Annotated in this window: 30 protein-coding genes; 21 read left to right on the top strand and 9 right to left on the bottom strand. The window is 67.7% G+C overall.

The genetic code is table 11. The annotated features are described in order from the left end of the window. Positions 1–46: 46 nt before the first annotated feature. The gene (locus LBW94_RS22335) at positions 47–382 is read right to left on the bottom strand and encodes a hypothetical protein (RefSeq protein WP_225053004.1); all 336 of its coding nucleotides are present in this window, start codon (positions 380–382) and stop codon (positions 47–49) included. A gap of 167 nt (positions 383–549) precedes the next feature. Between LBW94_RS22335 and LBW94_RS22330 the strand changes: the two genes are divergently transcribed. From LBW94_RS22330 to LBW94_RS22290, 9 genes are all read left to right on the top strand, one after another. After that, entirely contained in the window at positions 550–2097 is a 1548-nt protein-coding gene (locus LBW94_RS22330) for an anthranilate synthase component I (RefSeq protein WP_225053003.1), read from the top strand. Continuing rightward, the gene (locus LBW94_RS22325; protein WP_225053001.1) at positions 2094–2915 is read left to right on the top strand and encodes a TIGR02234 family membrane protein; all 822 of its coding nucleotides are present in this window, start codon (positions 2094–2096) and stop codon (positions 2913–2915) included. Before LBW94_RS22330 ends, LBW94_RS22325 begins: the two co-directional genes overlap by 4 nt. A 142-nt stretch (positions 2916–3057) precedes the next feature. Beyond that, the gene (gene trpC / locus LBW94_RS22320; protein ID WP_225052999.1) at positions 3058–3882 is read left to right on the top strand and encodes an indole-3-glycerol phosphate synthase TrpC; all 825 of its coding nucleotides are present in this window, start codon (positions 3058–3060) and stop codon (positions 3880–3882) included. Continuing rightward, positions 3879–5150: a tryptophan synthase subunit beta gene (gene trpB / locus LBW94_RS22315; protein ID WP_225052997.1), complete on the top strand. Its 1272-nt coding sequence runs from the start codon at positions 3879–3881 to the stop codon at positions 5148–5150. Before trpC ends, trpB begins: the two co-directional genes overlap by 4 nt. Next, positions 5147–5938 carry a tryptophan synthase subunit alpha gene (gene trpA / locus LBW94_RS22310; protein WP_225052996.1) on the top strand — a complete coding sequence of 264 codons (792 nt, stop codon included), beginning with the start codon at positions 5147–5149 and terminating at the stop codon, positions 5936–5938. Before trpB ends, trpA begins: the two co-directional genes overlap by 4 nt. 47 nt (positions 5939–5985) lie before the next feature. Continuing rightward, entirely contained in the window at positions 5986–7296 is a 1311-nt protein-coding gene (gene lgt, locus LBW94_RS22305) for a prolipoprotein diacylglyceryl transferase (RefSeq protein ID WP_266271822.1), read from the top strand. Between the two features lie 77 nt (positions 7297–7373). After that, entirely contained in the window at positions 7374–7934 is a 561-nt protein-coding gene (locus tag LBW94_RS44235) for a TM2 domain-containing protein (protein WP_323137899.1), read from the top strand. 119 nt (positions 7935–8053) lie between these two features. Further along, on the top strand, positions 8054–9475 hold the full coding sequence (gene pyk / locus LBW94_RS22295; RefSeq protein ID WP_225052992.1) for a pyruvate kinase: 1422 nt from the start codon (positions 8054–8056) through the stop codon (positions 9473–9475). A gap of 76 nt (positions 9476–9551) precedes the next feature. Further along, positions 9552–10436 carry an acyl-CoA thioesterase gene (locus tag LBW94_RS22290; protein WP_225053268.1) on the top strand — a complete coding sequence of 295 codons (885 nt, stop codon included), beginning with the start codon at positions 9552–9554 and terminating at the stop codon, positions 10434–10436. A 78-nt stretch (positions 10437–10514) separates the two neighbouring features. Here the strand turns inward: LBW94_RS22290 and LBW94_RS22285 are convergent, their stop codons facing one another. The 3 genes from LBW94_RS22285 to LBW94_RS22275 form a co-directional block, all read right to left on the bottom strand. Then, positions 10515–10898, bottom strand: a complete 384-nt coding sequence (locus LBW94_RS22285; protein ID WP_225052991.1) for a hypothetical protein — start codon at positions 10896–10898, stop codon at positions 10515–10517. A 170-nt stretch (positions 10899–11068) separates the two neighbouring features. Then, the gene (locus LBW94_RS22280) at positions 11069–11695 is read right to left on the bottom strand and encodes a low molecular weight phosphatase family protein (RefSeq protein WP_225052989.1); all 627 of its coding nucleotides are present in this window, start codon (positions 11693–11695) and stop codon (positions 11069–11071) included. Between the two features lie 153 nt (positions 11696–11848). Next, complete coding sequence (locus LBW94_RS22275; RefSeq protein ID WP_225052987.1) at positions 11849–12391, bottom strand: phenylacetaldoxime dehydratase family protein; 543 nt, start codon at positions 12389–12391, stop codon at positions 11849–11851. 547 nt (positions 12392–12938) lie between these two features. Between LBW94_RS22275 and LBW94_RS22270 the strand changes: the two genes are divergently transcribed. Genes LBW94_RS22270 through LBW94_RS22245 form a run of 6 tightly spaced genes read left to right on the top strand, consistent with a single transcriptional unit; the run spans position 12939 to position 16473 of the window. After that, on the top strand, positions 12939–13640 hold the full coding sequence (locus tag LBW94_RS22270) for a hypothetical protein (protein ID WP_225052985.1): 702 nt from the start codon (positions 12939–12941) through the stop codon (positions 13638–13640). Next, positions 13637–14068, top strand: coding sequence for a hypothetical protein (locus LBW94_RS22265; RefSeq protein ID WP_225052983.1), 432 nt, complete (start codon positions 13637–13639; stop codon positions 14066–14068). The genes LBW94_RS22270 and LBW94_RS22265 overlap by 4 nt, the downstream gene beginning before the upstream one ends. Positions 14069–14084: 16 nt before the next feature. Next, the gene (locus tag LBW94_RS22260) at positions 14085–14468 is read left to right on the top strand and encodes a hypothetical protein (protein WP_225052981.1); all 384 of its coding nucleotides are present in this window, start codon (positions 14085–14087) and stop codon (positions 14466–14468) included. Then, a complete protein-coding gene (locus LBW94_RS22255; protein ID WP_225052979.1) occupies positions 14461–15570 on the top strand; it encodes a hypothetical protein in 1110 nt (369 codons plus the stop codon). The genes LBW94_RS22260 and LBW94_RS22255 overlap by 8 nt, the downstream gene beginning before the upstream one ends. Further along, positions 15567–16061, top strand: a complete 495-nt coding sequence (locus tag LBW94_RS22250) for a roadblock/LC7 domain-containing protein (RefSeq protein ID WP_225052978.1) — start codon at positions 15567–15569, stop codon at positions 16059–16061. Before LBW94_RS22255 ends, LBW94_RS22250 begins: the two co-directional genes overlap by 4 nt. A gap of 40 nt (positions 16062–16101) precedes the next feature. Further along, entirely contained in the window at positions 16102–16473 is a 372-nt protein-coding gene (locus tag LBW94_RS22245; protein WP_225052976.1) for a hypothetical protein, read from the top strand. Positions 16474–16825: 352 nt separating this feature from the next. Here LBW94_RS22245 and LBW94_RS22240 read toward each other — a convergent pair whose 3' ends face one another. Further along, a complete protein-coding gene (locus tag LBW94_RS22240; protein WP_225052975.1) occupies positions 16826–17773 on the bottom strand; it encodes a HEPN domain-containing protein in 948 nt (315 codons plus the stop codon). Positions 17774–18335: 562 nt separating this feature from the next. On the opposite strand from LBW94_RS22240, the gene LBW94_RS22235 reads away from it, so the two are divergent. Next, entirely contained in the window at positions 18336–19007 is a 672-nt protein-coding gene (locus LBW94_RS22235; protein ID WP_225052973.1) for an HAD family hydrolase, read from the top strand. A 59-nt stretch (positions 19008–19066) separates the two neighbouring features. Here LBW94_RS22235 and LBW94_RS22230 read toward each other — a convergent pair whose 3' ends face one another. From LBW94_RS22230 to LBW94_RS22215, 4 genes are all read right to left on the bottom strand, one after another. Then, a complete protein-coding gene (locus LBW94_RS22230; RefSeq protein ID WP_225052972.1) occupies positions 19067–19759 on the bottom strand; it encodes an HAD family hydrolase in 693 nt (230 codons plus the stop codon). Continuing rightward, on the bottom strand, positions 19756–20586 hold the full coding sequence (locus tag LBW94_RS22225; RefSeq protein WP_225052970.1) for a protein phosphatase 2C domain-containing protein: 831 nt from the start codon (positions 20584–20586) through the stop codon (positions 19756–19758). Before LBW94_RS22225 ends, LBW94_RS22230 begins: the two co-directional genes overlap by 4 nt. After that, complete coding sequence (locus LBW94_RS22220) at positions 20583–21416, bottom strand: sigma factor-like helix-turn-helix DNA-binding protein (protein ID WP_225052968.1); 834 nt, start codon at positions 21414–21416, stop codon at positions 20583–20585. The genes LBW94_RS22225 and LBW94_RS22220 overlap by 4 nt, the downstream gene beginning before the upstream one ends. A gap of 298 nt (positions 21417–21714) precedes the next feature. Continuing rightward, the gene (locus LBW94_RS22215; protein WP_225052965.1) at positions 21715–22071 is read right to left on the bottom strand and encodes a GntR family transcriptional regulator; all 357 of its coding nucleotides are present in this window, start codon (positions 22069–22071) and stop codon (positions 21715–21717) included. Positions 22072–22265: 194 nt separating this feature from the next. On the opposite strand from LBW94_RS22215, the gene LBW94_RS22210 reads away from it, so the two are divergent. The 5 genes from LBW94_RS22210 (at position 22266) to LBW94_RS22190 (ending at position 24590) form a co-directional block, all read left to right on the top strand. Further along, a complete protein-coding gene (locus LBW94_RS22210) occupies positions 22266–22409 on the top strand; it encodes a hypothetical protein (protein ID WP_225052963.1) in 144 nt (47 codons plus the stop codon). Positions 22410–22465: 56 nt separating this feature from the next. After that, positions 22466–22642, top strand: coding sequence for a hypothetical protein (locus LBW94_RS22205; protein ID WP_225052961.1), 177 nt, complete (start codon positions 22466–22468; stop codon positions 22640–22642). Between the two features lie 119 nt (positions 22643–22761). Continuing rightward, positions 22762–23418: a histidine phosphatase family protein gene (locus tag LBW94_RS22200; protein WP_225052959.1), complete on the top strand. Its 657-nt coding sequence runs from the start codon at positions 22762–22764 to the stop codon at positions 23416–23418. A 279-nt stretch (positions 23419–23697) separates the two neighbouring features. Beyond that, positions 23698–23991, top strand: a complete 294-nt coding sequence (locus LBW94_RS22195; protein WP_225052957.1) for a hypothetical protein — start codon at positions 23698–23700, stop codon at positions 23989–23991. After that, the gene (locus tag LBW94_RS22190; RefSeq protein WP_225052955.1) at positions 23988–24590 is read left to right on the top strand and encodes a hypothetical protein; all 603 of its coding nucleotides are present in this window, start codon (positions 23988–23990) and stop codon (positions 24588–24590) included. The genes LBW94_RS22195 and LBW94_RS22190 overlap by 4 nt, the downstream gene beginning before the upstream one ends. The last annotated feature ends 1 nt before the right edge of the window (position 24591 follow it).

The following is a 24591-nucleotide window of genomic DNA, read 5'->3' as shown; positions in this document are numbered from 1 at the left end:
CACAGTACCGGGCGCGACCGGCGCCCGGTACCCGGGAAAACCCCCGTCAGATGCCGACCAGCGCGGCGATCTCCGGGTTCTTGATGGTCATCACGTCGAGGATGCCGTGCGCCTTGAGGAACGGTCGCAGCTCCTTGATCCGGTCGGCGTGCCGGGCGAATTCGTCCGGGAAGGCCCGGCGGTCCAGGTCCTCCAGGGCCTTGACATAGGTGACGAAGGAGGCCAGCGCGTTGTGCTTGCTCGGCGTCTGGCTGCTCCCGGACGCCGACCGGGTGGACCGGTTCGGCGGCTGGCTGACGTTCGTCATCCGGGCCTGGTCCGGCGACGGCCGACCGGCGGCGCGCCGGGGACCCTCGGGTGCGACCGGCTGCGAGGGGTACATCGGAGTTGAACTCCTCTCGTAGGATCCCGCGCGGACGCGGGCAAGAGTTCGTACGGGCGGATTTCGTACGGGTGAACATCGGACGTTCGTTATTCGCCGCCGCAGCGGTCCCGGCTGGCCCTCGGGTCGCGGGAAACCCGCTTGCCCGGTCCTGGAATGATGGGCGAATGCACGGCGCGTCGACTCCCCACACGACCACCCGGGACCAGTTCCGCACCCTCGCGGCCGAGCACCGGGTGGTGCCGGTGACCCGAAAGGTGTTGGCCGACTCCGAAACTCCGCTCTCGGCCTATCGCAAACTGGCCGCCGACCGGGCGGGTACCTTTCTGCTGGAATCGGCCGAGAACGGCCGATCCTGGTCGCGCTGGTCGTTCATCGGCGCGGGCAGCCCGTCGGCGCTCACCGTGGTCGACGGCAAGGCGGCCTGGCTGGGCGCCACCCCCGTCGGCGCCCCGGCCGGCGGCGAACCGCTGGCCGCCCTGCGGGAGACTCTCGAACTACTGCGCACCGAACGCCTGCCCGGACTGCCGCCGCTGACCGGCGGCCTGGTCGGCTATCTGGGCTACGACATCGTGCGCCGGCTGGAACGGCTGCCCGAACTGGCCACCGATGATCTGCGGCTACCGGAGATGGTGCTGTTGCTGGCCGCCGACCTGGCCGCCTTCGACCACCACGAGGGCGCCATCACGCTGATCGCCAACGCCGTCAACTGGAACGGCACCGACGAGCGCGTCGACGAGGCCTACGACGACGCGGTCGCCCGGCTGGACCGGATGACCGCCGCGCTGGCCACCCCCGCCGAATCCACGGTCTCGGTCTTCGAACGCCCCGAACCGGAATACCGGCGGCAGCGCACCACCGACGAGTACGGCGCCGGGGTGCGCCGGCTGGTCAAGGAGATCGAGGCCGGCGAGGCGTTCCAGGTGGTGCTGTCGCAGCGGTTCGAGATGGACTACGACGGCAGCCCGCTGGATCTCTACCGGATGCTGCGCGCCTCCAATCCCAGCCCGTACATGTATCTGCTGCACGTGCCGGACGCCGCGGGCGAGACGGCCTTCTCCATCGTCGGTTCCAGCCCGGAGTCGCTGGTGACCGTGAAGGAGGGGGTGGCGACCACGCACCCGATCGCGGGCACCCGGTGGCGCGGCGGCACCGAGGAGGAGGACGTGCTGCTGGAGAAGGGCCTGCTCGCCGACGAGAAGGAGAACGCCGAGCACCTGATGCTCGTCGATCTCGGCCGCAACGATCTGGGCCGGGTCTGCCTGCCGGGCACCGTGCGGGTCACCGAGTACCGGCACGTCGAGCGGTACAGCCACGTGATGCACCTGGTGTCGACGGTCTCCGGACGGCTGGCCCCCGGGAAGATCGCCCTGGACGCGGTCCAGGCGTGCTTCCCGGCCGGCACCCTCTCCGGCGCGCCGAAGGTCCGCGCGATGGAGCTGATCGAGGAGCTGGAGCCGACCCGCCGCGGCGTCTACGGCGGCATCATCGGCTACCTCGACTTCGCCGGCGACGCGGACACCGCCATCGCGATCCGGACCGCCCTGCTCAAGGAGGGCACCGCCTACGTGCAGGCCGGGGCCGGCGTGGTCGCCGACTCGAACCCCGAATACGAGGATCTGGAATCCCGCAACAAGGCCATGGCGGTGCTCAAGGCGGTCGCGGCCGCCCAGACCGTCCGCGCCTTCGCCGCCGATCCCGAGACGGCCCGGTGAGCGCTTCCGGAGCGGATGCGGCGGGCCCCGGGACCGGGGACCTACCGGACGCCGGCATCCAGCCGGGCGGGTCGGCCGCGGGGTCGTCCGGGCCGGGCGATCCGGCATCGGACGGCGAGGTCTCGCCCGGCGACGGCGCGACCGCCGGGGGCACCCGCCGGTATCCGGTCGGCCCGGCGGTGCTGCTGGCCGTGGCGGCGGTGCTGCTGTGGTCGTCGTCGCGGCTGACCTGGGTCACCATGGTGTCCTCGGACGGGCTCACCGAGCCGCGGACGCATCGGCTCGACGGCGGCACCTGGTTCGGGGCGCTGACCCCGCTGGCGCTGGTGCTGCTGGCCGCGATCGCCGCGGTGTTCGCCACCCGCGGCTGGCTGCGCCGGCTGGTCGGTGTGGTGGTGGCGGTGCTGGCCGCGATGGCGGCGGTGCCGTGGTTCGCGTTGGTGAGCGGGCACAGCCGGACCGCCGAGCGGGCCGGTCGGCTGGCGGATCTGCCCGCGCGCGCCGTCGTCGAGCACGTGACGACGTCGTGGCCTGCGGTCTGGCTGTCGATCGTGGGTGCGCTCGCCGCGTTCGTGGCCGGGGTGATGCTGGCCCGGATGCCCGAGACCACCGCCCGGATGTCCGGAAAGTACGAGAACCCGGTTTTCCGGCGCGCCGCGGCGGCCGAGCGGGTCGCCGGGCAACAGAATCGAGCCGATGACGCTTCCGAACGGACCGCATCGCCCGCCTCCGACCAGCCGTTGTCCGAACGGGTGCTCTGGGATGCCCTGGATGCCGGGGCCGATCCCACCGAGGACGATCCCGGCCGGCGGCGGTGACCCGGACATGCCCTGGTCGACTGCACAACACCCCGCCGTCGGCGCCGTGAACAGAGCCATTACTCTTTATCAAGCATCGGTGAGACAGCGCCTGGGGATTCTCAGGAAGCAAGTCCGTCTCCCCAGAAAGGATTCGAGCCAGATGACAGTCCTCGACTCGATTCTCGACGGGGTCCGCGCGGATGTGGCCGCACGGGAAGCCCTCCTGGATTTCCAGGCTGTGAAGAAGGCGGCCGCCGCGGCCCCCTCGCCGCGCGATGCCCGGGCCGCGTTGTACGCGGACGGCATCGCCGTCATCGCCGAGGTCAAGCGGGCCAGCCCCTCCAAGGGTGCGCTGGCCGACATCCCGGACCCGGCGAGCCTGGCCAAGTCGTACGAGGACGGCGGGGCCCGCATCATCAGCGTGCTGACCGAGCAGCGCCGCTTCCATGGGTCGCTGGCCGACCTGGACGTGGTCCGCGCGACCGTCGACGTGCCGATCCTGCGCAAGGATTTCGTGGTCGGCCCGTACCAGATCCACGAGGCCCGCGCGCACGGCGCCGACGTGATCCTGCTGATCGTGGCCGCCCTGGAACAGGACGTGCTGGCCTCCCTGATCGACCGCACCGAATCGCTGGGCATGACCGCCCTGGTCGAGGTGCACACCGAGGAGGAGGCCGACCGCGCCCTGGAGGCCGGCGCCTCGGTCATCGGCGTGAACGCTCGCAACCTCAAGACCCTGGAGGTCGACCGCGACGTGTTCGCGCGCATCGCCCCCGGTCTGCCCACCGAGGTCATCCGGGTCGCGGAGTCCGGTATCAGCGGCACCGCCGATCTGCTGGCCTACGCCGGCGCCGGGGCCGATGCCGTGCTCGTCGGCGAGAGCCTGGTGACCAGCGGCGATCCCCGCGCGGCCGTCTCCGAACTGGTGACCGCCGGAACCCATCCGTCCTGCCCGCGCCCGCTGCGCCGGGGCGTCGCCCGATGAGCGGAGCCGTCGAGAGCGCGGCGCTGCCCCAGGCCAGCGAGGGTGTCACCCAGCGCAGCCACGAGCCCGACGCGGGCGGGCACTTCGGCGTGTACGGCGGCCGGCATGTGCCGGAGGCGCTGATGGCGGTGATCGAGGAGGTCACCGCCGAATACGACAAGTGCCGCGTCGATCCGGGTTTCCTGGCCGAACTGGACCGGTTGCAGCGCGACTACGCGGGCCGCCCGTCGCCGGTGTTCGAGTGCACCCGGCTGGCCGCGCACGCCGGGGGCGCGCGGATCTTCCTCAAGCGCGAGGATCTGAACCACACCGGTTCGCACAAGATCAACAATGTGCTCGGCCAGGTGCTGCTGGCCAAGCGCATGGGCAAGACCCGGGTCATCGCCGAGACCGGAGCGGGCCAGCACGGCGTGGCCACCGCCACCGCGTGCGCGCTGTTCGGCATCGACTGCGTGATCTACATGGGCGCGGTCGACACCGCGCGGCAGGCGCTGAACGTGGCGCGGATGCGGCTGCTGGGCGCCGAGGTGGTCTCGGTGACCACCGGCTCACAGACGCTGAAGGACGCCATCAACGAGGCGCTGCGCGACTGGGTCACCAACGCCGACGACACCTACTACTGCTTCGGCACCGCCGCCGGTCCGCACCCGTTCCCGCTGCTGGTGCGGGATTTCCAGCGGGTGATCGGCCTGGAGGCCCGGGTGCAGGTGCGTGAGCAGTCCGGGCGGCTGCCCGACGCGATCGCCGCCTGCGTCGGCGGCGGGTCCAACGCGATCGGCATCTTCCACGCCTTCCTCGACGATCCGGCTGTGCGGCTGGTCGGCTTCGAGGCGGCAGGCGACGGCGTCGAGACCGGCCGGCACGCGGCCACCTTCACCGGCGGCACCCCGGGCGCGTTCCAGGGCGCGTACTCGTACCTGTTGCAGGACGAGGACGGTCAGACCATCGAATCCCATTCGATCTCGGCCGGACTCGACTATCCGGGCGTCGGCCCCGAGCACGCCTATCTCAAGGACATCGGCCGCGCCGAGTACCGGCCCATCACCGATACCGAGGCGATGGACGCGCTGCTGCTGCTATCGCGCACCGAGGGCATCATCCCGGCCATCGAGTCCGCGCACGCGGTGGCCGGCGCGCTGCAACTGGGCCGCGAACTGGGCGAGGGCGCAGTGATTCTGGTGAGTCTGTCCGGCCGCGGCGACAAGGACATGGACACCGCGGCCCACTGGTTCGGGCTGTTCGACCGGCCGCAGGAGGAGCAGCAGTGAGCCGTCTGGAGAGCGCCTTCGCCGCCACCCGCGCCGAGGGCCGCGCCGCTCTGATCGGTTATCTGCCCGCCGGCTACCCGGACCTCGCCGGATCCATCGCCGCGTGTACCGCGATGGTCGAATCCGGTTGCGACATCATCGAAGTCGGCATCGCCTACTCCGATCCGGTGATGGACGGGCCGACCATCCAGGCCGCCACCGAGCAGGCGCTGCGCGGCGGTGTCCGGGTGCGCGACGTGTTCTCGGTGGTGCAGGCGATCGCCGACGCCGGTGGCCGGGCGGTCGTGATGACCTACTGGAATCCAGTGCTGCGCTACGGCGTCGACCGGTTCGCCCGCGATCTCGCCGCCGCCGGCGGCCTGGGCCTGATCACCCCCAATCTGATCCCCGAGGAGGCGGGCGACTGGTTCGCCGCCTCCGCGGCGCACGATCTGGACCGCATCTTCCTGGTCGCGCCCTCCTCCACCGAGGAGCGGCTGGCGATGACGATCGAGGCCAGCAGCGGGTTCGTCTACGCCGCCTCCACCATGGGCGTCACCGGCGCCCGCGACGCCGTCTCCTCGATGGCGCCCGAGCTGTGCGCTCGCATCCGGGCTCATTCCGATATTCCGATCGGAGTGGGGCTCGGGGTCCGCAGCGGCGCCCAGGCCGCCGAGATCGCCGCCTACGCCGACGGCGTCATCGTCGGCTCGGCCCTGGTCTCGGCCGCCGCCGAGGGCCTGGACCGGGTGCGTGCGCTCACCGCCGAACTCGCCGAGGGCGTCCGCTCCGCTCCCGTCGCCTCCTGACCGGGCGGCCGGGCATCGGCCCGGTCCCGTCGGCTACGGTGGGGCGCGTGACCATTCCAGTCCTGGCAGACAGTGTTGCTGCGCGCGGTGCGGTGTTGGCCTACATTCCGAGTCCGCCGCGGGGCGTGTGGCATCTGGGCCCGTTCCCGCTACGGGCCTATGCGGTGTGCATCATCGTCGGCATCATCGTGGCGATCTGGTGGGGCGAGCGCCGGTGGCGCGAGCGCGGGGGACAACCGGGCGCGGTGCTGGACGTGGCGATGTTCGCGGTGCCGTTCGGACTGGTCGGCGGGCGGCTGTACCACGTGGCCACGGACTGGCAGAAATACTTCGGGGCCGACGGGCATCCGATGAACGCGTTCCGGGTGTGGGAGGGCGGCCTCGGCATCTGGGGTGCGGTGTTCCTCGGTGGCATCGGGGCCTGGATCGGCTGCCGGGCATATCGAATTCCGTTGCCCGCCTTGGGTGATGCGATCGCGCCGCCGATCCTGCTGGCCCAGGCGATCGGGCGGCTGGGCAACTATTTCAACCAGGAGTTGTACGGGCGTACCACCGAGGTGCCGTGGGGGCTGAAGATCTTCCTGCGCTTCGACTCCGCCACCGGCCAGCCGGACATGATGAACGGCATCTCCAACGGCGAGGTGGAGAAGATCGTCCAGCCCACCTTCCTGTACGAGCTGGTGTGGAATGTGCTGGGCGTGCTGCTGCTGGTGTGGGCCGACCGCCGGTTCCGCATCGGCCACGGGCGGCTGTTCGCGCTGTACGTGATGATCTACACCTTCGGCCGGTTCTGGGTGGAGTTGCTGCGCGACGACGACGCCACCCACATCTTCGGCATCCGGATCAACTCCTACACCTCGGTGATCGTGTTCCTGTGCGCCCTCGCGTATTTCCTGTTCGCGAACCGTGGCCGGGAGACGGCCGAGCAGCTGGCGCCCGGTGGAAAGCGGCCGTGGCCGTGGCAGTTCGGCGCGATGCGGCGCGCCGCGTCGGATTCGGCCGCCGTCGATTCGGCCGTGGCCGCGGCCGCGAGCGAATCGGCCGCGAGCGGCTCCGGCGACCCGGCGGGTTCCGGCGATGCGGCCACCCCCGGTGCTGCGGCCGCCGCCGGTTCCGGTGATCGTGCCGCGACCGGTGATTCGGCGGACGACGCTGCCGCCGGCACTGCGGCGGCGGATGCCCCGGCCGCCTCGACCGCCGCCGATTCGGCTGCCGGGGAGCCGGATTCCGGCAAGGTCGCCGCAAACGGCAACGAAACCGGTGCCGCGGCCGATAAACCGGCCGACCCGGTGGACGACGAGGACTCCGGGGCAGCACATGCGACTGCGGCGAACTCCGCCGAGTCGAGCAAGAATTGATGCGCGGGTCGGCGTGACCCGCGCGGGGACGGGGCCCGAGCCGATGCGCGGGTGGCCCGGACGAGCGAGGAGGACGCGTGACCGAGCCCAACCAGCCGCAGCCCGGATGGGGAGAGCCGCAGTACGGGGCGCCCGGCACCGGGCCGGGCGCGGGCCAGCCGCAGGACATCGGCGGTCAGTCCTACGCCGGTGGTTACGGACAACCGGGTAGCGGCTACGGCCAGCCGCAGTACGGCGCACCCGGTTACGGCCAGCAGCCGGGCTACGGGCAGCAGCCGGGGTACGGCCAGCCGGATCCCTATGCACAGCCGGGCTATGCCCAGCCGGGTTACGCACAACCGCAGCAGCCCTATCCGGGGACGGCCTACCCACCGGATCCGGAGGCGCCCTACGGGCGCAACATGTACGGCGAGCCGTACTCGGACAAGTCGAAACTCGTTGCGGGACTGCTGGAGATCTTCCTCGGCAGCTTCGGCGTCGGCCGGTTCTACCTGGGTTATCCGGGCCTGGCGATCGCCCAGATCGCCGTCACCTGGCTGACCTGCGGAATCGGGCACATCTGGCCGATCATCGACGGAATCATGATCCTCACCGGAAAGGTGCGCGATCCGTACGGACGTCCGCTCCAGGAGAATTGACCTGATGTTCACGTCGTCTTCGGCGTCCCTCGGTTCGTGACGCAGATCATGTTCAGTGCAATTGATAGCGACGGGTATGCCACATCGGCATGCCTCCCTCGGCAGACTAGGGTTGACTCGTGATGCGACGGACAAAGATTGTGTGCACCCTCGGTCCGGCTACCGCCGCCGAGGACCGGATCCGCGAACTTGTCGAAAGCGGCATGGACGTGGCCCGGTTGAACTTCAGCCACGGCGAACACGCCGACCACGCTGAGAACTATCAGAAGGTACGGCGCGCGGCGGACCAACTCGGCCGCGCCGTGGGCATTCTCGCTGATCTGCAAGGCCCGAAGATCCGGCTCGGCCGGTTCACCGAAGGCAAGACCTTCTGGGCCACGGGGGAGGAGGTGCGGATCACCGTCGAGGACATCGAGGGCAGCCACGACCGCGTCTCCACCACCTACAAGGAATTGGCCGCCGACGCCAAGGCCGGGGACCGGCTGCTGGTCGACGACGGCAAGGTCGGCCTGGTCGTGCTCCGGGTCGAGGGCAACGATGTGGTCTGCCGGGTCACCGAGGGTGGCCCGGTCTCGAACAACAAGGGCGTGTCGCTGCCCGGCATGGACGTGTCGGTTCCGGCCCTGTCCCAGAAGGACATCGAGGATCTGGAGTTCGCGCTCGAACTCGGCGTCGACTTCATCGCGCTGTCGTTCGTGCGCTCGCCGGCGGATGTCGAGCTGGTGCACGATGTGATGGACCGGGTCGGCCGCCGGGTGCCGGTGATCGGCAAGCTGGAGAAGCCGGAGGCCATCGACAATCTCGAGGCCATCGTGCTCGCCTTCGACGCCGTCATGGTCGCCCGCGGCGACCTGGGCGTGGAACTGCCGCTGGAACAGGTGCCGCTGGTGCAGAAGCGGGCCATCCAGATGGCGCGGGAGAACGCCAAGCCGGTGATCGTCGCGACCCAGATGCTGGAGTCGATGATCACCAACTCCCGGCCTACCCGCGCCGAGGCGTCGGATGTCGCGAACGCGGTGCTCGACGGCGCCGACGCGGTGATGCTCTCCGGTGAGACCTCGGTCGGCGACTACCCGATCGAGACGGTTCGCACCATGGCCCGCATCGTGCACGCGGTGGAGGCCGAATCCTCCACCCGCGTGCCGCCGCTGACCCACGTGCCGCGGACCAAGCGTGGTGTCATCTCGTACGCGGCCCGTGACATCGGTGAGCGCCTGAACGCCAAGGCGCTGGTGGCCTTCACCCAGTCCGGCGACACCGTGCGCCGGCTGGCCCGGCTGCACACCCCGCTGCCGCTGCTGGCCTTCACCCCGCTGCCGGAGATCCGTAGCCAGCTCGCGCTGACCTGGGGTGTCGAGACGTTCATCGTGCCGTCGGTGGCGACCACCGACGAGATGATCGGCCAGGTCGACAAGGAACTGCTGTCGATGAACCGGTACCGTAAGGGCGACCTCGTGGTGATCGTGGCGGGCTCGCCGCCGGGCACCGTCGGCTCCACCAACCTGATTCACGTGCATCGTATCGGCGAGGAGGATCACTGATTTGAGTGCGAGGCTGGGCGAGTCACGGGAGGTCGCGAACCCGTCGGGTGGTGTCCCGGCAGGAGACGCGGGCCCGATCGGCACCGGCGACCTCGGGGAACTGCTCGGCCTGCTCGATCTGGAGCCGGCCGGTGAGGACGTCTTCCTCGGCCACCATCCCGCGAAGGTGTGGAGTCGCACCTTCGGCGGGCAGCTGGTGGCGCAGGCGATCGTGGCCGCCGGCCGGACGGTGGAGACTCCCGGCTCGGCCCGGCCCCCGCGCCCGCTGCACGCGGTCAACGCGCATTTCATCCGCGGCGGAGATCCCAAGCAGCCCATCGAGTTCCGGGTGCAGTGCATCCGGGACGCGCGCAACCTCGCGAACCGGATGGTGGTCGCCAGCCAGGACGGCGAGGAGCTGTTCGTGATGCTGGCGGCCTTCCAGGACTGGGTGCCCGGCCTGGAACACGCGACCGCGCCGCCGGAGGTGCCCGGCCCGGAAGGGCTGGTGCGGGTGGAGGAGTCGTTCGCGGGCTTCGAGGACAAGCTGGAGATGTTCGTCAAGGCCCCGCGGCCGATCGAGATGCGCTTCGCCAACGATCCGGCCTGGATCCTCAAGGGCACCGGCGGCACTCTCGACCACAATCGGGTGTGGATGCGCGCCGACGGCCGGTTGCCCGACGATCCGCTGATTCACGTTGCGGCGCTGGGCTATTCGTCCGATACCACGGTGCTGGACTCGATCATCACCACGCACGGGCTGGCCTGGGGGCTGGATCGGCTGCTGGCTATCACGGTGAACCATTCCATCTGGTTCCACCGGCCGTTCCGCTTCGACGACTGGGCGCTGTACGCGACGCAGTCACCGGTGGCGGCCGGTTCGCGCGGGCTGGCCACCGGGCACTACTACTCGCAGTCGGGTGAGCTGCTGGCCACCGTGGTCCAGGAGGGTTGTATCCGGCACTGGCCGTCGCGGAAGTGATCCGGCGGGCCGGACATCAATTGCCCCGGTGGCCGGAACCGGCTGCCCGGTGGTTCCGGTGATCAGCACCTGTGGTGATCAGAAAATGCTGAGGTCCAGTTCCCGATTCTCCTCGAGATCGAAACTGTCGCGGCTGCTGGCGTGGATGGCGTAGGGGACGCCCTCCGTGCCGCCGCCTGCCGAGATGCCCAGCACCAGTTGGCGTTCCAGCGCGTTCAGATCGGCAGCGGTGAGCAGTTCCGCATCGGCCACCAGGCTCAGCGCGATCTCGTAGCTGCCACGGGCGCCCGGGTCGGCCGCGGGATGCGCGCGGCGCCAACGGGTTTCCAGTTCGGCGTGGGCGGGATGGTCGGAGTCGATCGGCAGGGTGAAGCGCCAGGCGAAGACGTCACGGTCGGCGACGTGCTCGTCCACCACTCGGCGCACGGTCGTCACGACGTGCTCGAGGGTTTCCGGTGTCACATAAACATGGAGCGAAACATCCGAAATGCGTTTCGGCATGTCGTTCAGTCCTGTTCTTGTGTCGAACCGTCGGCTGCTGAAGTGTTCGCGGGAAGTGTAGACCCGAATACTCGAATTGGCGAGAATCAGGCGTGTCACCGGCGCTGGGAGGACCGGCGGATCGGCAGAGGTCAGGCGTGGCGGCCGATTCCGAGGTGCCGCTCGAACGGCTGTGGCTCGGCCCGGCCGCCGGGCAGCACCACCAGTCGCGGCCGGCCGCGCTCGTCGGTGCTGCGCCCCTGATGGATGTGCAGGGCCAGCAGCAGCGGTACCAGCGCCCCGGCGATACGGTCGCCGATCTCGCAGTATTTCTCGGGGGACAGGCCCACCGGATCCGGAATGTTCTCCCGGCCGACCAGGGCGAGATCGTTTCGTGCCCGGTCGATTTCGGCGACGGTGCGGGCGCCGCTGACCCGGGCGATCCGGAAGGCCTCCAGCAGGGTGAAGGTGCGCGGAATCGCCGATGCCACGAGTTTGCCTACATCGTCGCGGAGGTGATCGGTCATCGCCAGGATCAGATCCGCGCGTTCGGCCATGGCCGGTTGCAGCCGGCGCGCCTTGAATCCGGCCGCATCGCCGCCGAGGCCGGTGATCGTCTGTGCGGCAAGCGGTTCCACCCCGAATCCGACGAGTGCGCGGGTGCCGGCGCTCTCGGCGGTGAGGTCGGCGAGCCGATGCTCGGCTGCCAGCGCCGCTGTGAGGCGTTCGGCGATCACCGAGCGACACACATTGCTATTGCAGACGAACAGGACGTGCATGGCAGTACGGTAGGGCGCGGGAACCGAAATCAGAAGCCGATCACGGGGGAATCACAGTCGCGTGCGCGAGTGTTCATCCGCCGGTAGCAAACCGTCGCCGAGCGTTTGCTGGAAGGTCGCTCGAGTGGGTAAACCGTTCGGTTGCCTAACTTTTCATCGTGAGGTGCCGGACTCGCCGGCCGGGTCGGCGGGTGTGTCGGCGTAGTAGGTCCGCTCGTCCACCACCGGCGCCGCGCCGGTCCCGGTGTCGCGGATCCGCCCACGGGTGGAGAACAGCCGCCCCCGGGAGGCGACGGTGGGTGCGAACCGGGCCAGGCCGGTGGGCGTGGCCATGTCGTCGTACATGGCATCGATCCCGCCGCGCGCGAAATACGCCTCGTGCCAGAAACCGGTGCCGCCGGAGTCGCGCAGGAATTTCTCCCACCACTGCCGGTGCGGATCGCTACGCGTCCATCTTTCCAGGCTGTCGAGATCGCGCCAGTACTGCCGGGCTCCCCAGTGCGGCGGGAACAGGGCCCAGATGATGTCGTCGTGCCACAGCAGCCCATCCGGCCGATCCCGATGGGAGCGGTAGAGTTTCGGCCCCACTCCGAGCAGCCGGGCCATGCCGCGCAGGGTGTGCACCCGCATGCCGAGATAAACCACGACCAGATCCGGATATCCGGACAGATCCGCTGTCAAGCGCTGTACTCGCACTGTGTTCGCCCCTCCGTGAGACATCGGTACCAGAATCACGGGGCCGGAACGGGTTCGGTTCGACGGCCGATTCCGGTGCTGCCGTGCGGGTCCCGTGGTGGCCCGGCGGCTGTCGCCCGAGGTCCGGAACGCAGTCCCGCTTATCCCGTATGTCTGATTCGCGAAAAGGTAGCCAGCAAATCGACCGAGCGGTATCGAATTAATTTCACGGAAGCGGTTGCTTGAAATCCACCGTGCTGACAGGATGCTTCTCGACGGTGGTTGCGGAGGCTCTTGATCAACCGCCGCGTCGAACCCAATCTGCTCGTCAGGACACTCCATTGAAATATTCGCGCAGGCCGTGGCGGCCACCGAAGTTCCCGGCATTCTTTCGACGATCACCGATCTGATACGGCGGCGGCGCGGGCGTGCGATTTCGGGTGCACGTGCAGCCGGTGCCGAGCGGACCGAAATATCATCCCTCCCCGGAGCGAGAAGCATGACATCGGGTTCCGGTGCGAGCGCGAGGCGGGATCCGGCGCACGGCCGGAAAGCATCTCAACACGTGGTGGCGGAATTGTTGAATGCCGCGGCCGAACGGTATACCGGCATTTTGCGCGTCACGGGCGAGCCGGGCGGCGATTTTCATCTGGTGCACGGTGCGGTGCTCGTCGTCAATTCTCCCGGTGCGCCGGGGATGTCCGAGCTGCTGGCCCGGCCGGGGCACACCGTCGCGGGCGCGGCGGAATTGCGGGCGATGCGGCTCGCGGTCACCTACGACGCGGCGTTCGCCATCGCCTCCGGCTGGATCGAGGACTGTTTCCGGGCGGCGGCCGACACCACTCCGGCTGTCGCGATCGCGGATCCGGTGGCGGTCCTCGAACCCGGCGAGCTGATCGCGGAGACCGACCGCTGGCTGCGGGCGCTGGCGCCGCGGCGCATCGGGCCGTACCGGCATCAGCTGACCCGCACCGAGTCCGGCGACGCGCTGCTACGGCGCAGCGAGCCCGGTCTGCGCCGAGAGATCCTGCGGCACATGGACGGCCGGCACAGTTGCCGGGACATCGCCTTCCTGACCGGCCGGGGCCTGTACGCGGTGACGGTCGAGATCTGCCGGCTCGCGGCCGAGGACGCGGTGGCGGTGGCGCCGCCGCCGCGGGAGCGGGCCGCACCCCACGCGACACTGCCGCGACGCCACAAGGACGCCAGCGGGATCAACGAGCTCCATCCGCCACCCACCCCCCGATCCTCCACAGAAAGGCGAAGATGACCTCCCCGACAACGAGCGGCAACCTGACCGAACGGGTCGGTGCGCTCGTCCGGAACCTGAGAACCGAAGTGCCGGAATGTATTGCGGCCGGGGCGATCGACATGTCCACCGGCATGCTGTTGGCGGTGCAGACCGTCGACGACCACCCGGCGGAGGTGCTCGATCTGCTCGCCGCGGCCACCCTGGAGCTGTTCCAGGGCCGCAACGTGGTGATGATCGAGGAGATCTGGAAGGAACGCCGGGGAGTTCGCTCCGACGAGCACTACTTCCAGGAGGTTCTCGTCAACAGTGACAATCTCGCTCATCTGTTCGTCCGCATCGACAGCCGCGACGACATCGTGATCGTGGTGGTGTGCCGGAACACGGTGAATGTGGGCATGCTCTTCGCGCAGACCCGGCGGATCGTCCGGGAGGCCGGCCGGTTGTGACGGGTCAGAGGGCGCGATGACAGGGATCGACGGCTGCCTCGACGACATCATGGCGATACCCGGTGCGCGCAGTGTGACATTGGTGGACGGGGCCAGCGGCCTGGCGATCGCGGCCGCCGGGCGGCACGATCCGCTGGACGAGCACGAGGACGCCGCCGGCACCACCGACGTGGTGCGCGCGGTGCTCGGCTGCCCGGCACTGACGGCCGGCGACGACGGCGCCGCGGAGCTGATCGTCAGCGGCACAACACGATTCCACCTGTTGAACCTGGTGGACGGCGACTACACCGGCCGGCTGTTCGTGCACGCGGTGTTCGATACCGACAGTGGCAACCTGGCATTCGCGCGCTTCCGGCTGCGGGCGATCCTGGCCGAATTGGCAGGAGCGGGCAATGGGTGACGACATCACCGCCGCGTTGCGGCGATTGGCCGACGAACGGCGCACCGGCGTGCTGGCCCTCGGCGACGGCGCACTGCACTTCGCCGAGGGCGAGATCACCGCCGCCGCGTGCCCGCGCACCCCCGCGCTGGAACGACTGGTGGTCACCACCGGCGTCGCCACCGCCGCCGACTGGCAACGCGCGCAGGCCGGCGATCCCGGTTCGGTGCTGCGCCGGCCGCGATTGCAGATGCTGGCCCTGCTCTCGGTCTTCGACGCCGCCTACTTCCTGCTGGCCACCCCGGTGACCCCGGTGTTCCGGCCGGCCCCGGCGCACTGGCTGTCCGCCGTCTGCCGCATCCCGATCGGTGTGCTGGTGCACGAGTGCGCCCGTCGGCATGCGGCCGAATCCGGACCCTGGCCGATGGAACTGGTCGACCGCACGCCGGTCGTGCCCGCCGGCCGGCACCGCAAACGGGTGCCCCTGACCAGCGGTGAGGCCGAGATCCTGGCCGCCGCCGACGCGCGGCGCAGCATCGCCGGAATCGCCGGTGACCTCGGCCGCACCAGCTACGGCTGCCTGGTGGCGGTGCGGCGACTCACCGGAGTGGGCCTGCTGGAGGAGCCGGGCAGCACCCGGCCCGGCCCGGCGGCTCCCCGTCCTGCCGCGCCCGCGCCACCCACCCGCCCGGAGTCGGCTCCCGCCGCCCGCCGGGAGTCGGCCCCGCCTGCCCGTCCGGTGTCCGCTCCGCCCGACCGCGCGGCATCGGCGCTTTCCGACCCTGCGGCGTCGGCCCCGCCCGACAGCGTGGCGCCCGCACCGCCCACCCGTGCGGTGCCCGCCCCGCCTGCCCGCCCCGCGGCCGCTGCCAAGCCCCGGCCCCTGCCGCGCCGGCGAAAGGTCACGGTGATCCCGCCGGAGGCGCCGCCGCCGGGCGATGCCGCGGCGCCGGGACCTGCCGCTGCGGTCCCACCCGGTGCTACCGCACCTACCGAAGTCGCTGTGCCGCAGGGGGATACCGCGGCATCGCCCGAAACTGCCGTCGTGGTGCCGGAACTCTGGAAACCGGTGGATCGCGAGTTGCTGATCCGGCTCCGCACGGCATTGGAGGAGTTCGCGTGACCTTGCGGCTGCGGAGGAACACGCGCAACACCGCGCTCGGCGAATTCATAGGGAGGTTTACCAAGGTGGCGATACCCGGATCCGAACCGAATCCGAAGGTGATGGCCGAACTGCGGGCCTTACGGGACCGGATTCCGAAGCTGACCGGTGCGCTGGTGGCGTCCAACGACGGCCTGCTCGTCGCGCACGACCTGCCGTCCCACATCGAGCCCAACGGCATTGCGGCCCTGGCCGCCTCGCAACTGGCCGTCTCGCACCGCCTGGTGACCACCGCGCACGGCGGCGGATTCCACGAGGTGGTCGTCAACGGCACCGACGGCTACGCGGTGATCTACGCGGCCGGCTGGACCTCGCTGACCGTGCTCGCCGGCCCCGATGTGAACGTAGGCCGCCTGCACCTGGAATCCCGCCCGGTGGCCCGCGCGATCGCCGACCACCTGAAGCCTGCCGTGGACGAACCCGGCACGGACCGGATCACCGATACCGGATGAATCACCGAAAACAAAGAGAAGAAAAGGAAAAAGAATCGCCATGGCCAATATGGATCTGGCATTGAAGGACATGATGACCATCGACGGCGCCGTCGGCGCCGCGGTCGTCGACTACGGCAGCGGTATGGCGCTGGGCATGCTCGGCAGCTCCAAGACGCTGGACCTCCAGGTCGCCGCGGCCGGTAACACCGAGGTGGTCCGGGCCAAGATGCGCACCATCGATCAGCTCGGCCTGAAAGAGGAGATCGAGGACATCCTGATCACCCTCTCCGCCCAATACCACATCATCCGCCCGATGACCGGCCGCAAATCCAAGGGCCTGTTCCTCTACCTCGCCCTGGACCGCGGCCGCGCGAATCTCGCGATGGCCCGCCACCGCCTCAAGACCATCGAAGAGGAACTGGAGGTGTAACACGGCCGCACGACGACCGAGTCGCACCGCATATGCCCGGCATATCCGGGAAATACGAGCACGACGGCCGGTGCCGGAATTCACACCGGCACCGTTCCGGAATTACCCGGAACACCCCGCCGCCGTACCGTTCGATCGAGTGCCGAGTGTGGGACTCGAACCCACACGTCCGTGAGGACAACGGTTTTTGAGATTGTCGCTCTCGACGTTTGCGTTCGTTGGCAGATATCGGACGAGAACGGGATACCGGCGCTGACCTGCGGACTTCATTGATGGGTTCGCTGGTCGGCGTGGGCCTCGTTGTCCACCGCTGCGGCCGCACTGCGGAACGGACGTTCAGCGACGTCGGGTATCAGTCTCCAACGATCACAAGGTGGAGCAGGTCGACGACGAAGCTGTGCAGCGTGCCGAGCTCCGCTCCGAGTTGGTCACGTGTCGGTCGGCTGGTGTTGCCGTGCACGAGCTTGCCCCGTGTCTTGTATGCCTCCCTGAAGAAGGTTGATGGATCGACACCGCCATATTCTCGGTCCTTCAACCTGGATGCCAGCTTGCTTCCGGCTTCTGTGATCGACTCTCTTTTGCCGGATCCGATGTGTTGAACGATGAGCTTGCGCTCTTCGTCGCTGAGGTCGAGATCGTCGGCGTGACGTTGGAGTGTGTCGAGCGCTGTGCGGACAACGGAGGACTGCTTCGCCGGTTCGAGAAGGGCTTCGATGGCAGTGGTCAGCGAGATGTATTTCGTTTCAGGGTTCGGATCGAACCTTGAATCGTGTAGCAGAGTAAGCGCCAGAGTTTCCCGAGCGGTCATCTTTGAGGCTGTCTCCTTAACTGCGTGGATCGCGTTGAGAAGCTCGGATGACGAGCGTCCGACAGTTATATCGGCTGTGAAGGAGACAAATGATGACGACGGGTTGGAGCTCTCGGGGTAGACGAGCAGTCCGTGGTGATCTTTCAGGTAAACCGGGTCATCCGGCAGGAAGTCTGTCTGGCCAAGCGGTATTCGAGATGGGGTCGACTTGTCCTCGTCACCCAGGTTGATACCGATGTGGCGGTCTGAGCAGGCAAGCAGTAGGCATCTCCGCCAGCTCTTTCCGGCCTGCAAGGCGTCGTCCCGCGTCGGGTAGGGGCCGCCTGTCAGAAGGAATTCTGTCGCCTCCGAGAACGGCGTGTCGTCGCTCGAAGGGCTCAAGGTCACGGCGACCCCCGACTCAGAGAACAGCTCGATCTTCGCGCTCTCGGCAGCGATGGATTCGCCTGGGGACAGAGTCACTGTGTTACGGAAGCGGAACGTCGTGGTCACGCGCCGTAGCCTTCCACGTCTTCGTCCGTCCGGCTGACTTTCCTTCTCCCTCATCCTCATACTTGCCGCCCTCAGCGGAGCTCGGTCGTGTCAAGGATGCGCAGCACCGCGTAGCGGACACCGAAGATGGTCCTTTACTCGGGCGAGTGGAGCGAGACGATTACGGCATGAGGAAGTGGGACCCCTGCACCGCGGTTCTGCCGACCGGACTACAGCCAGGCCGACAGCTGGTGCCAGCGGATCGGATTCGAGGTCGCGGGAGAGCAAGTCGGGTACGGCTCCGGGAACGACCACACTGCTTCGTCGTAGCAGAAGTGAGCGATTCAGAGACGGGGCGGAACGGCCTGAAGGGCTGCCGCCGACGCGCCGGGCCGCCAGAGCGCAGCTTGCGGAGCGACGGCGAGCCCGGTTGCGTGGCGGCGGCGGCCCGTAGGGCCGTCGCCTCTTGAACCTATACAGCGAAATTCGGCAACGCTCGTAGTCCACCGCTGTCGTGGTTCGACTGATGAGGCTGCTGCAACACCTAAGGCAAGAAACTGATCGCGGCGGGTACCGTGGCGGCATGATTTCGGCCGTCGTGTTCGACGTTGGCGAGACTCTGGTTGATGAGACGCGCGAGTACGGTACCTGGGCGGACTGGCTCGGTGTGCCGCGCCACACGTTCACGGCGGTCTTCGGCGCCATGATCGCGACCGGCGGGAGCTACCTCGACACCTTCCAGGTATTCAGGCCGGGGTTCGACCTGGGGAAGGAGAGGCAGGCTCGGGCCGATGCCGGCCAACCGGAGTCCTACAGTGAGGACGACCTGTACCCCGACGTACGCCCTGCGCTGTCGGATCTACAGCGCCAAGGCATTTGGGTCGGCATAGTCGGCAACCAGACAGTGCGCTCCGGCCGTATCCTGCGCAGCCTGAACCTGCCCACCGACTTCATCGCGACCTCTGACGATTGGGGTGTCGAGAAGCCGTCCGCGGAGTTCTTCGCGAAGGTCGTGGAGGCCGCACCGGTACCTGCGGGCGAAATCGTCTATGTCGGTGACCGGATCGATAACGATGTGGCGCCGGCCAAGAAGGCCGGTATGCGCACGGCCTATCTCCAGCGCGGGCCGTGGGGGTGGATACTCCGTGGCAAAGAAGAGGTCTTGGACCTGTCTGATTGGAAGATCAGCGATCTCGGCGAGCTGCCGGGAATCGTTGCAGCGGAGAATAGTTGGGCTAACGGACCGGCGAACTGACCGTAGTGTATCGGGTTTGGCTGAAGATGCCGCGGGCCTTCGGACACGGTCTCACCGGCTCAGGATGTCATCGCGCTGTACAGCTCGTCCATCGAGCTGATGATCGCCGCCGGTCCCTGGACAGCGAGCTTGTCTGCTTTGCCTGGCTTGTTGGCGAATGCGATCACGGGGACCGAGGCGGCGTGTCCTGCCACGATGTCGGTCACCGAATCACCGACGAAGATGCACTCATCGGGTGCCGCTTGAAGCTGGCGCATCGCCGCGTGCAGCAAGTACGGATGCGGCTTGAGGTGCGATAGGTTGGCGTCGGTGCGTGCGTAGATCCCGGCCACATGTTCAGTCATTCCGTGAGCCTTGAGGTACGCGCTGATGGCGGCCTGAGAGTTGTTGCTGACGACGGCGATTCGGCCGCGCTCATCGGCGGCCCGAATCACGTCATGCGCACCCGGAGTCGGTCGCGCAGTGCCGATGGCGTCGAGTTCGATCTTGGTGAAATACTGTTCGGTGGCATCGGCGACGGCTGGTCCGACTGTCGCGGCGAAGGCAAGAACGTCGAACGGGTCGTTGCTCTCGGAGATCTCCGGCGGAACGTCCGAATCGAGCGATGCGATGAGCCGCTCGGTGGCGGTCTTGTTGGAGATACCGGAGAAGACCGAGCATATAGGGCCGTCGAAGTCCAGCAGGAGGCAAGGCCGGTCGGATAGGTGCCTGGTCAGTGGCGTACTTGGATGTAGTCCCGGGCGAATGATCACGCGAACCGCTGCGGCGTCTGACGACTGTGTGCCGGTGATGGACGGACGATCGCTACGGACTTGTCGTCGTGCCGCTTGGAGCGCGGCTGGAGTTGCCCATCCGGATCGTGGTGCGCTTCCCATTCGTGGCAGTCGGAGAGAAAGTCGTTCAGCGCTGACGTGTCCAGCCGCGCTAGCTGCTCCCACGAAAAACCCAGCGGTGCAAGCATATTCGCCGCTCCATCGGTCGCCATGACTATCCAGCTCACGGAACTCACCGGGTCGCGGCTGACGATGGCGTGTTCTGCGGCGGTTGGGTCTGCTTCGGCAATCCAGTAACCGTCCTCACGGTTTCGCCACTGTCGCTGCCTCGATTGGAGCGCCGTGAGTAGATCGTGGTGGCGCCGGTCGTATCCGCCGCCGGCCGCCAGCCTCGCCCGGTATTCACGCGATTCGGGTAGGTCGAGTGCTGCGAGACGATTGTCGGTGAGGATGCTCTGACTCCCATCGGTCCATCCGATGACGATGGGCGTGTCGCCGAGTAGGAGAGTCTCGATTGCATCGTGACGGAGCCGGACGATTGCCACTGTGCTCGATGGTGCTGTTCCTGGACGGATCTGGAGCGCATCGGCGGTCGACTCGATGGCACTGGAGAGGATGGCTTGAAGTCCGTCGGGAGAGTTCAGGCGTTGGCGGAGTTGATCACAGAGCAGATCGACGTACCCACCGGAGGTGGGCATCATGGGGTCGTGGGCGGTGGCACCGTCCAGAACGACTACGCCACTCGTGGTGGTGGCGATCCGGTCCTCCGCGGAGCTTTCCTGGAGCTGAGCGGTGACGACGTTCATAGGACCTCGATGTAGGGGCCGACGATGAGACGGCTGTCGGTCACGGAGAAATCTGCATCGAAATCGCATTCGACGACTCCGTTGACCAGTTCGGCGGCTGGATCGAATACGGCATTGAGGTGTCCATCGAGCCAGTGCGCGACACCGAGCGAGCCTATGGAGGTGATGCCGGCGATATGAACGAGGATGCGATCCGTGTCACGGTGACGAGCAAAATATCCGATGTCGGTGCGGTTACTGCTGTCGCGCCGGTACGGTGAGCGGTGCCGCTGCCCGGTCCGGGTGTCCGTGATCCACCAGGCTTCCTCGTCCCGCTCGAATCCGAGAATCGGATCATGTTCGAGAAGCTGCCGTGCGATCGGCGCCGACTTCGGTCCGCAGATGATGACGCAATCGCCTGCTGGCGGGACGGACCGGTCGGGATCGATGGCAAAGCTGTTGTAGGCCAATGAGAGTCGCGACAGTGTTGATTCCACGGCCTGTTGGGTTGCCTGGTCGTTCGCGTCGAAGAAGGGACGTTCCCGGCCCTCTTCCAGCCCGAATCGCCTCGGGATGCCGACATTGACAGGCCCGACCCCGAAGAAGGCGCGCTCGGGCTGCGGTGCAGTCGCCCGGATTTGGCTGATCCGCCCCTTCGTGATCCCAAGCTGGTCGGCGATCTCGGTGTAGCTGAGGCCGCGATGGTGGGCTTCCTCGATCGCTGCCTTCCGTAGCCTGGCAAGCTCGGTCGCGCGCTGCTGATACACGGTCATCAGCTCAGCGGCACGTCGGCCACGACGGATCGGGTCCGGGTCGTTCCGGACCTCGTCGAAGTCATCAGCAGTCGACACGCAACTGAGTTTAGAGGCCCTTGACTGGACTGGATGCAAGGCGTACCTTCGATTTATCCCCCCTAAACCAGACGGCCAACGACCCATCCGGCGAGTTTATGGGGGGTAAACAACACGGAGGAGGGCTCGATGGCTTTGAAGGATGCACGGTCTGGGACGGCGCCGGCGGGGGAGGATCGGGTGGAGCGGGGGACTGGGGAGTCGTCCGGGCCTGCTGCTGGGGGTGAGCGGGATGATGCGAGTGTCATGGATCGGCTGGATATCTTGTGTGCTCGATTGGATGCGCTCGAGGACCGGGTCAACGATGTCGAGCGGACTCGATCGCGGTGAGGCGGGCCTCGAAAGTGTCGAGACGGTTCATGATCGCGTCGAGTTGTTGGAGCACGACAGGGTTGGTCGGGATGCCGGATTCGCTGGTGTCGTCTGCGGGACGGCTGCGATAGAAGGTGCCGCGGCCCTGCCAGGAAACGATCAGACCCTCGTTGCGAAGCACGTCTATGGCGGAACGCACGGTTTCCCTGGCGACTCCCCACTCCTCGGACACTTTCGGCACAGACGGAAGTTGCACACCCGGCTGGTAGGCGCGGCGTAGCTCATCGGCGATGCGCAAGTAGACGGGCCGGGGGTCGTCAGGGTCCATCAGTCGGTCTGTCATGAAAACTAGTTTACTCATATGTTCTAGACAATCTCAGCAACCCAGTAGGCGGTTGGTTACAGCCGATTTGCGGCCTAACCCATGTTGACTAGGTAACCTAGGGTATCAATGTTCGGATGCGGGACCGCCACTCACACGGAGACGTTATGTTCGGCCTTCCACCGTCCAACCATGCAGCAATACCCAATGACCGGATGACCGATGGTTCGGCTCATCAGGTGATGCAATCGCATCTCGAGTGCTCGATCGAGGATTGCGCCGCCAAGGCACAGGCCCATCGGCATCTGGTCTCCGCCGGGAAGCTCGTGCCCGCCACCGGCCCGCACTTCGGCTACTGACAGCGGGAAATATGTTGAACAGCAGCGAGTCTCACCGTGCCCCGAAGTGCAACGCGATGACCGTCGTGGAACAGCATGCCGTCATGAACGATCCGGCCCATGGCCGGTGCACCTACGAGACGTGCGAGTTGTGGCGGTATTGCTGGCTGAACCTCCGCGCTCTCGGTCATGCGCATCCGCAGGAGACCCCCGAGCGTTGCCCGCAGTGCCGCGCCGATGCGCGTACCCGATGATTTCCCGGCCAGCGTAAGGATTCAGGGCCGCTGTGCCGGGGGGAAGAGGTAGCCCCCGGTATTCGGCTGTGCTCGGGGCGGGGGCTACCACCCTTCCATCCACGTCCAGGAGAACAACAGTGACCGACGACCAGGCGCCGACGCGCCTGATACTGATCCGCCACGGTGAAGCGCACGCCAACGTCGACGACGTCGCCGCGGGTGCCCGTACGTGCCGTGGACTGACCGACCGGGGACGCGAGCAATCTGACAGGCTCGCCAAGTATTTTGCCGGTCAACAGGATTGCCCTATCGCTGCGGTGTACAGCAGTACCGCCGCCCGCGCGAGGCAGACCGGGGAAATTCTCGCCGCTGCTCTCGATCAGCCGGTGTTTCCCGCACTGTCGGCACCGAACTACGGCAGGGGTGAGGGCCGGCCGTGGCCGGAGATCATCGCCGGACTCGGCTGTGCTCCGGCCTTGCGCCCGGACCAGCCCATTGCCCCCGGTGCCGAACCGTGGACGACGTATCAGCGTCGTACCGGCCATGATCTGGCCGACTTGATGCGCCGCTATGCCGGTGAAACCGTCGTGGTGGTCGCCCACCGGGAGACTGTCATCGCCGCGTCGATGAACTTCCTGTCCTTGCTGCCCTGGGCGCGCGCGGATGTCACGTTCGCCGTGGACTACACCGGCGTCACCATCTGGCAGCACGAGCCGTTGCGCCACACGAACCCCCGCGATGATCACCGTCGATGGAAGCTCGTGCGTCACAACGATACTCGACATCTCGACTGACCTTTCACGCTTCCCGGTCCGCACCCTCTTGCACACCAGCGCGGACCGGGAACCCGGAGAGAGGGCGATTTTCCGGACCCGGCCACGCGAACCGGACGCAGACCCGGTCCGCACCGGAAACCGAACTCTCTCACCGGAACCCCTGCCCTACACACCGTTTCCCGTCCGGCAGGGGCGATTGAAGCCCCGGCGGTACCCGGCCCTTATGGTGCCGCCCTTCACCCAGCCGGGTACCGCCGGGGTGATCCACCCATGATCCATCGCTCCAGAGGAAAATCGTTGACCGCTCTACCGATCGCCGCCCTCGTGATCTGCGCACACACCGACGTCGGCCAGGCACACCGGCTGTGGCGTGAACACCGCGCCTGCACCACGTACACCTGTGTCGTCAAACGCGCCGCTCTCCAAATCCTCACCCTCGCGGGCAAGGTCGTCCCGCCGGCCTCGAGCCTGTACGAGCGTGCCGCCCGCCGGGGCATCCCTGTTCCCGGACCGTACGAACCGTCCGCGCCGATGCTCACCTTGGGCACCGCGGAATTACTCGCCATGCTGGAAGGACTCGCCCGCGTATGACCAGCCCGCCCCCTGCCGCCGGACCCGCGGCGGCCCGGATGTTCTTCGGTTTCACCGTCGCCGGGGAAAGCTCACCGATGCCTCTGCATGCTGTGGCTGCCGACAGTTACCGGCCGTGCAGCAGCCCGGAGTGTGCCGGCGACCGTGACGAGGACTTCCACACCGTCACCGTCTACACCCTCACCGAACCGGTACTCCCGTGGTGGACCACCGTCGAAATCCACCTCTGTCAGACCGGGCACGCCTTGATCGTCGCCCGCCCCACCGCCGCTGAACTCCGGCCCGTCCCACCACCGGCCGAGACCGACTGCGGAGGCGATGGCGCGCGGATGTTCGAGGTCGTCAGTGCCGACGGACGGTACCGCAGTGTCCTGGACACGATCGAGACCGACAACGGGTACGACTGTCAGATCTGCCGCCGGCCCTGGGGTATGGCCTGGTACGAACTGTCCGAGGAAGTTCGTGCCGTCATCCCGGAGTGGTTCACCAACTGGTTGTCGCTGGAACTTCACTGGTGCGACGGCTGCGGGCACGGCCAGATCAAACACCACAGCTTCATCTGCATGGCCGCGTCCGCCCCGCCGGCGGTCGACCGGTAGA

The organism is Nocardia sp. alder85J, from assembly GCF_020176955.2.
Lineage (GTDB): Bacteria > Actinomycetota > Actinomycetes > Mycobacteriales > Mycobacteriaceae > Nocardia.
This window is presented reverse-complemented; position numbering and strand designations above follow the sequence as displayed.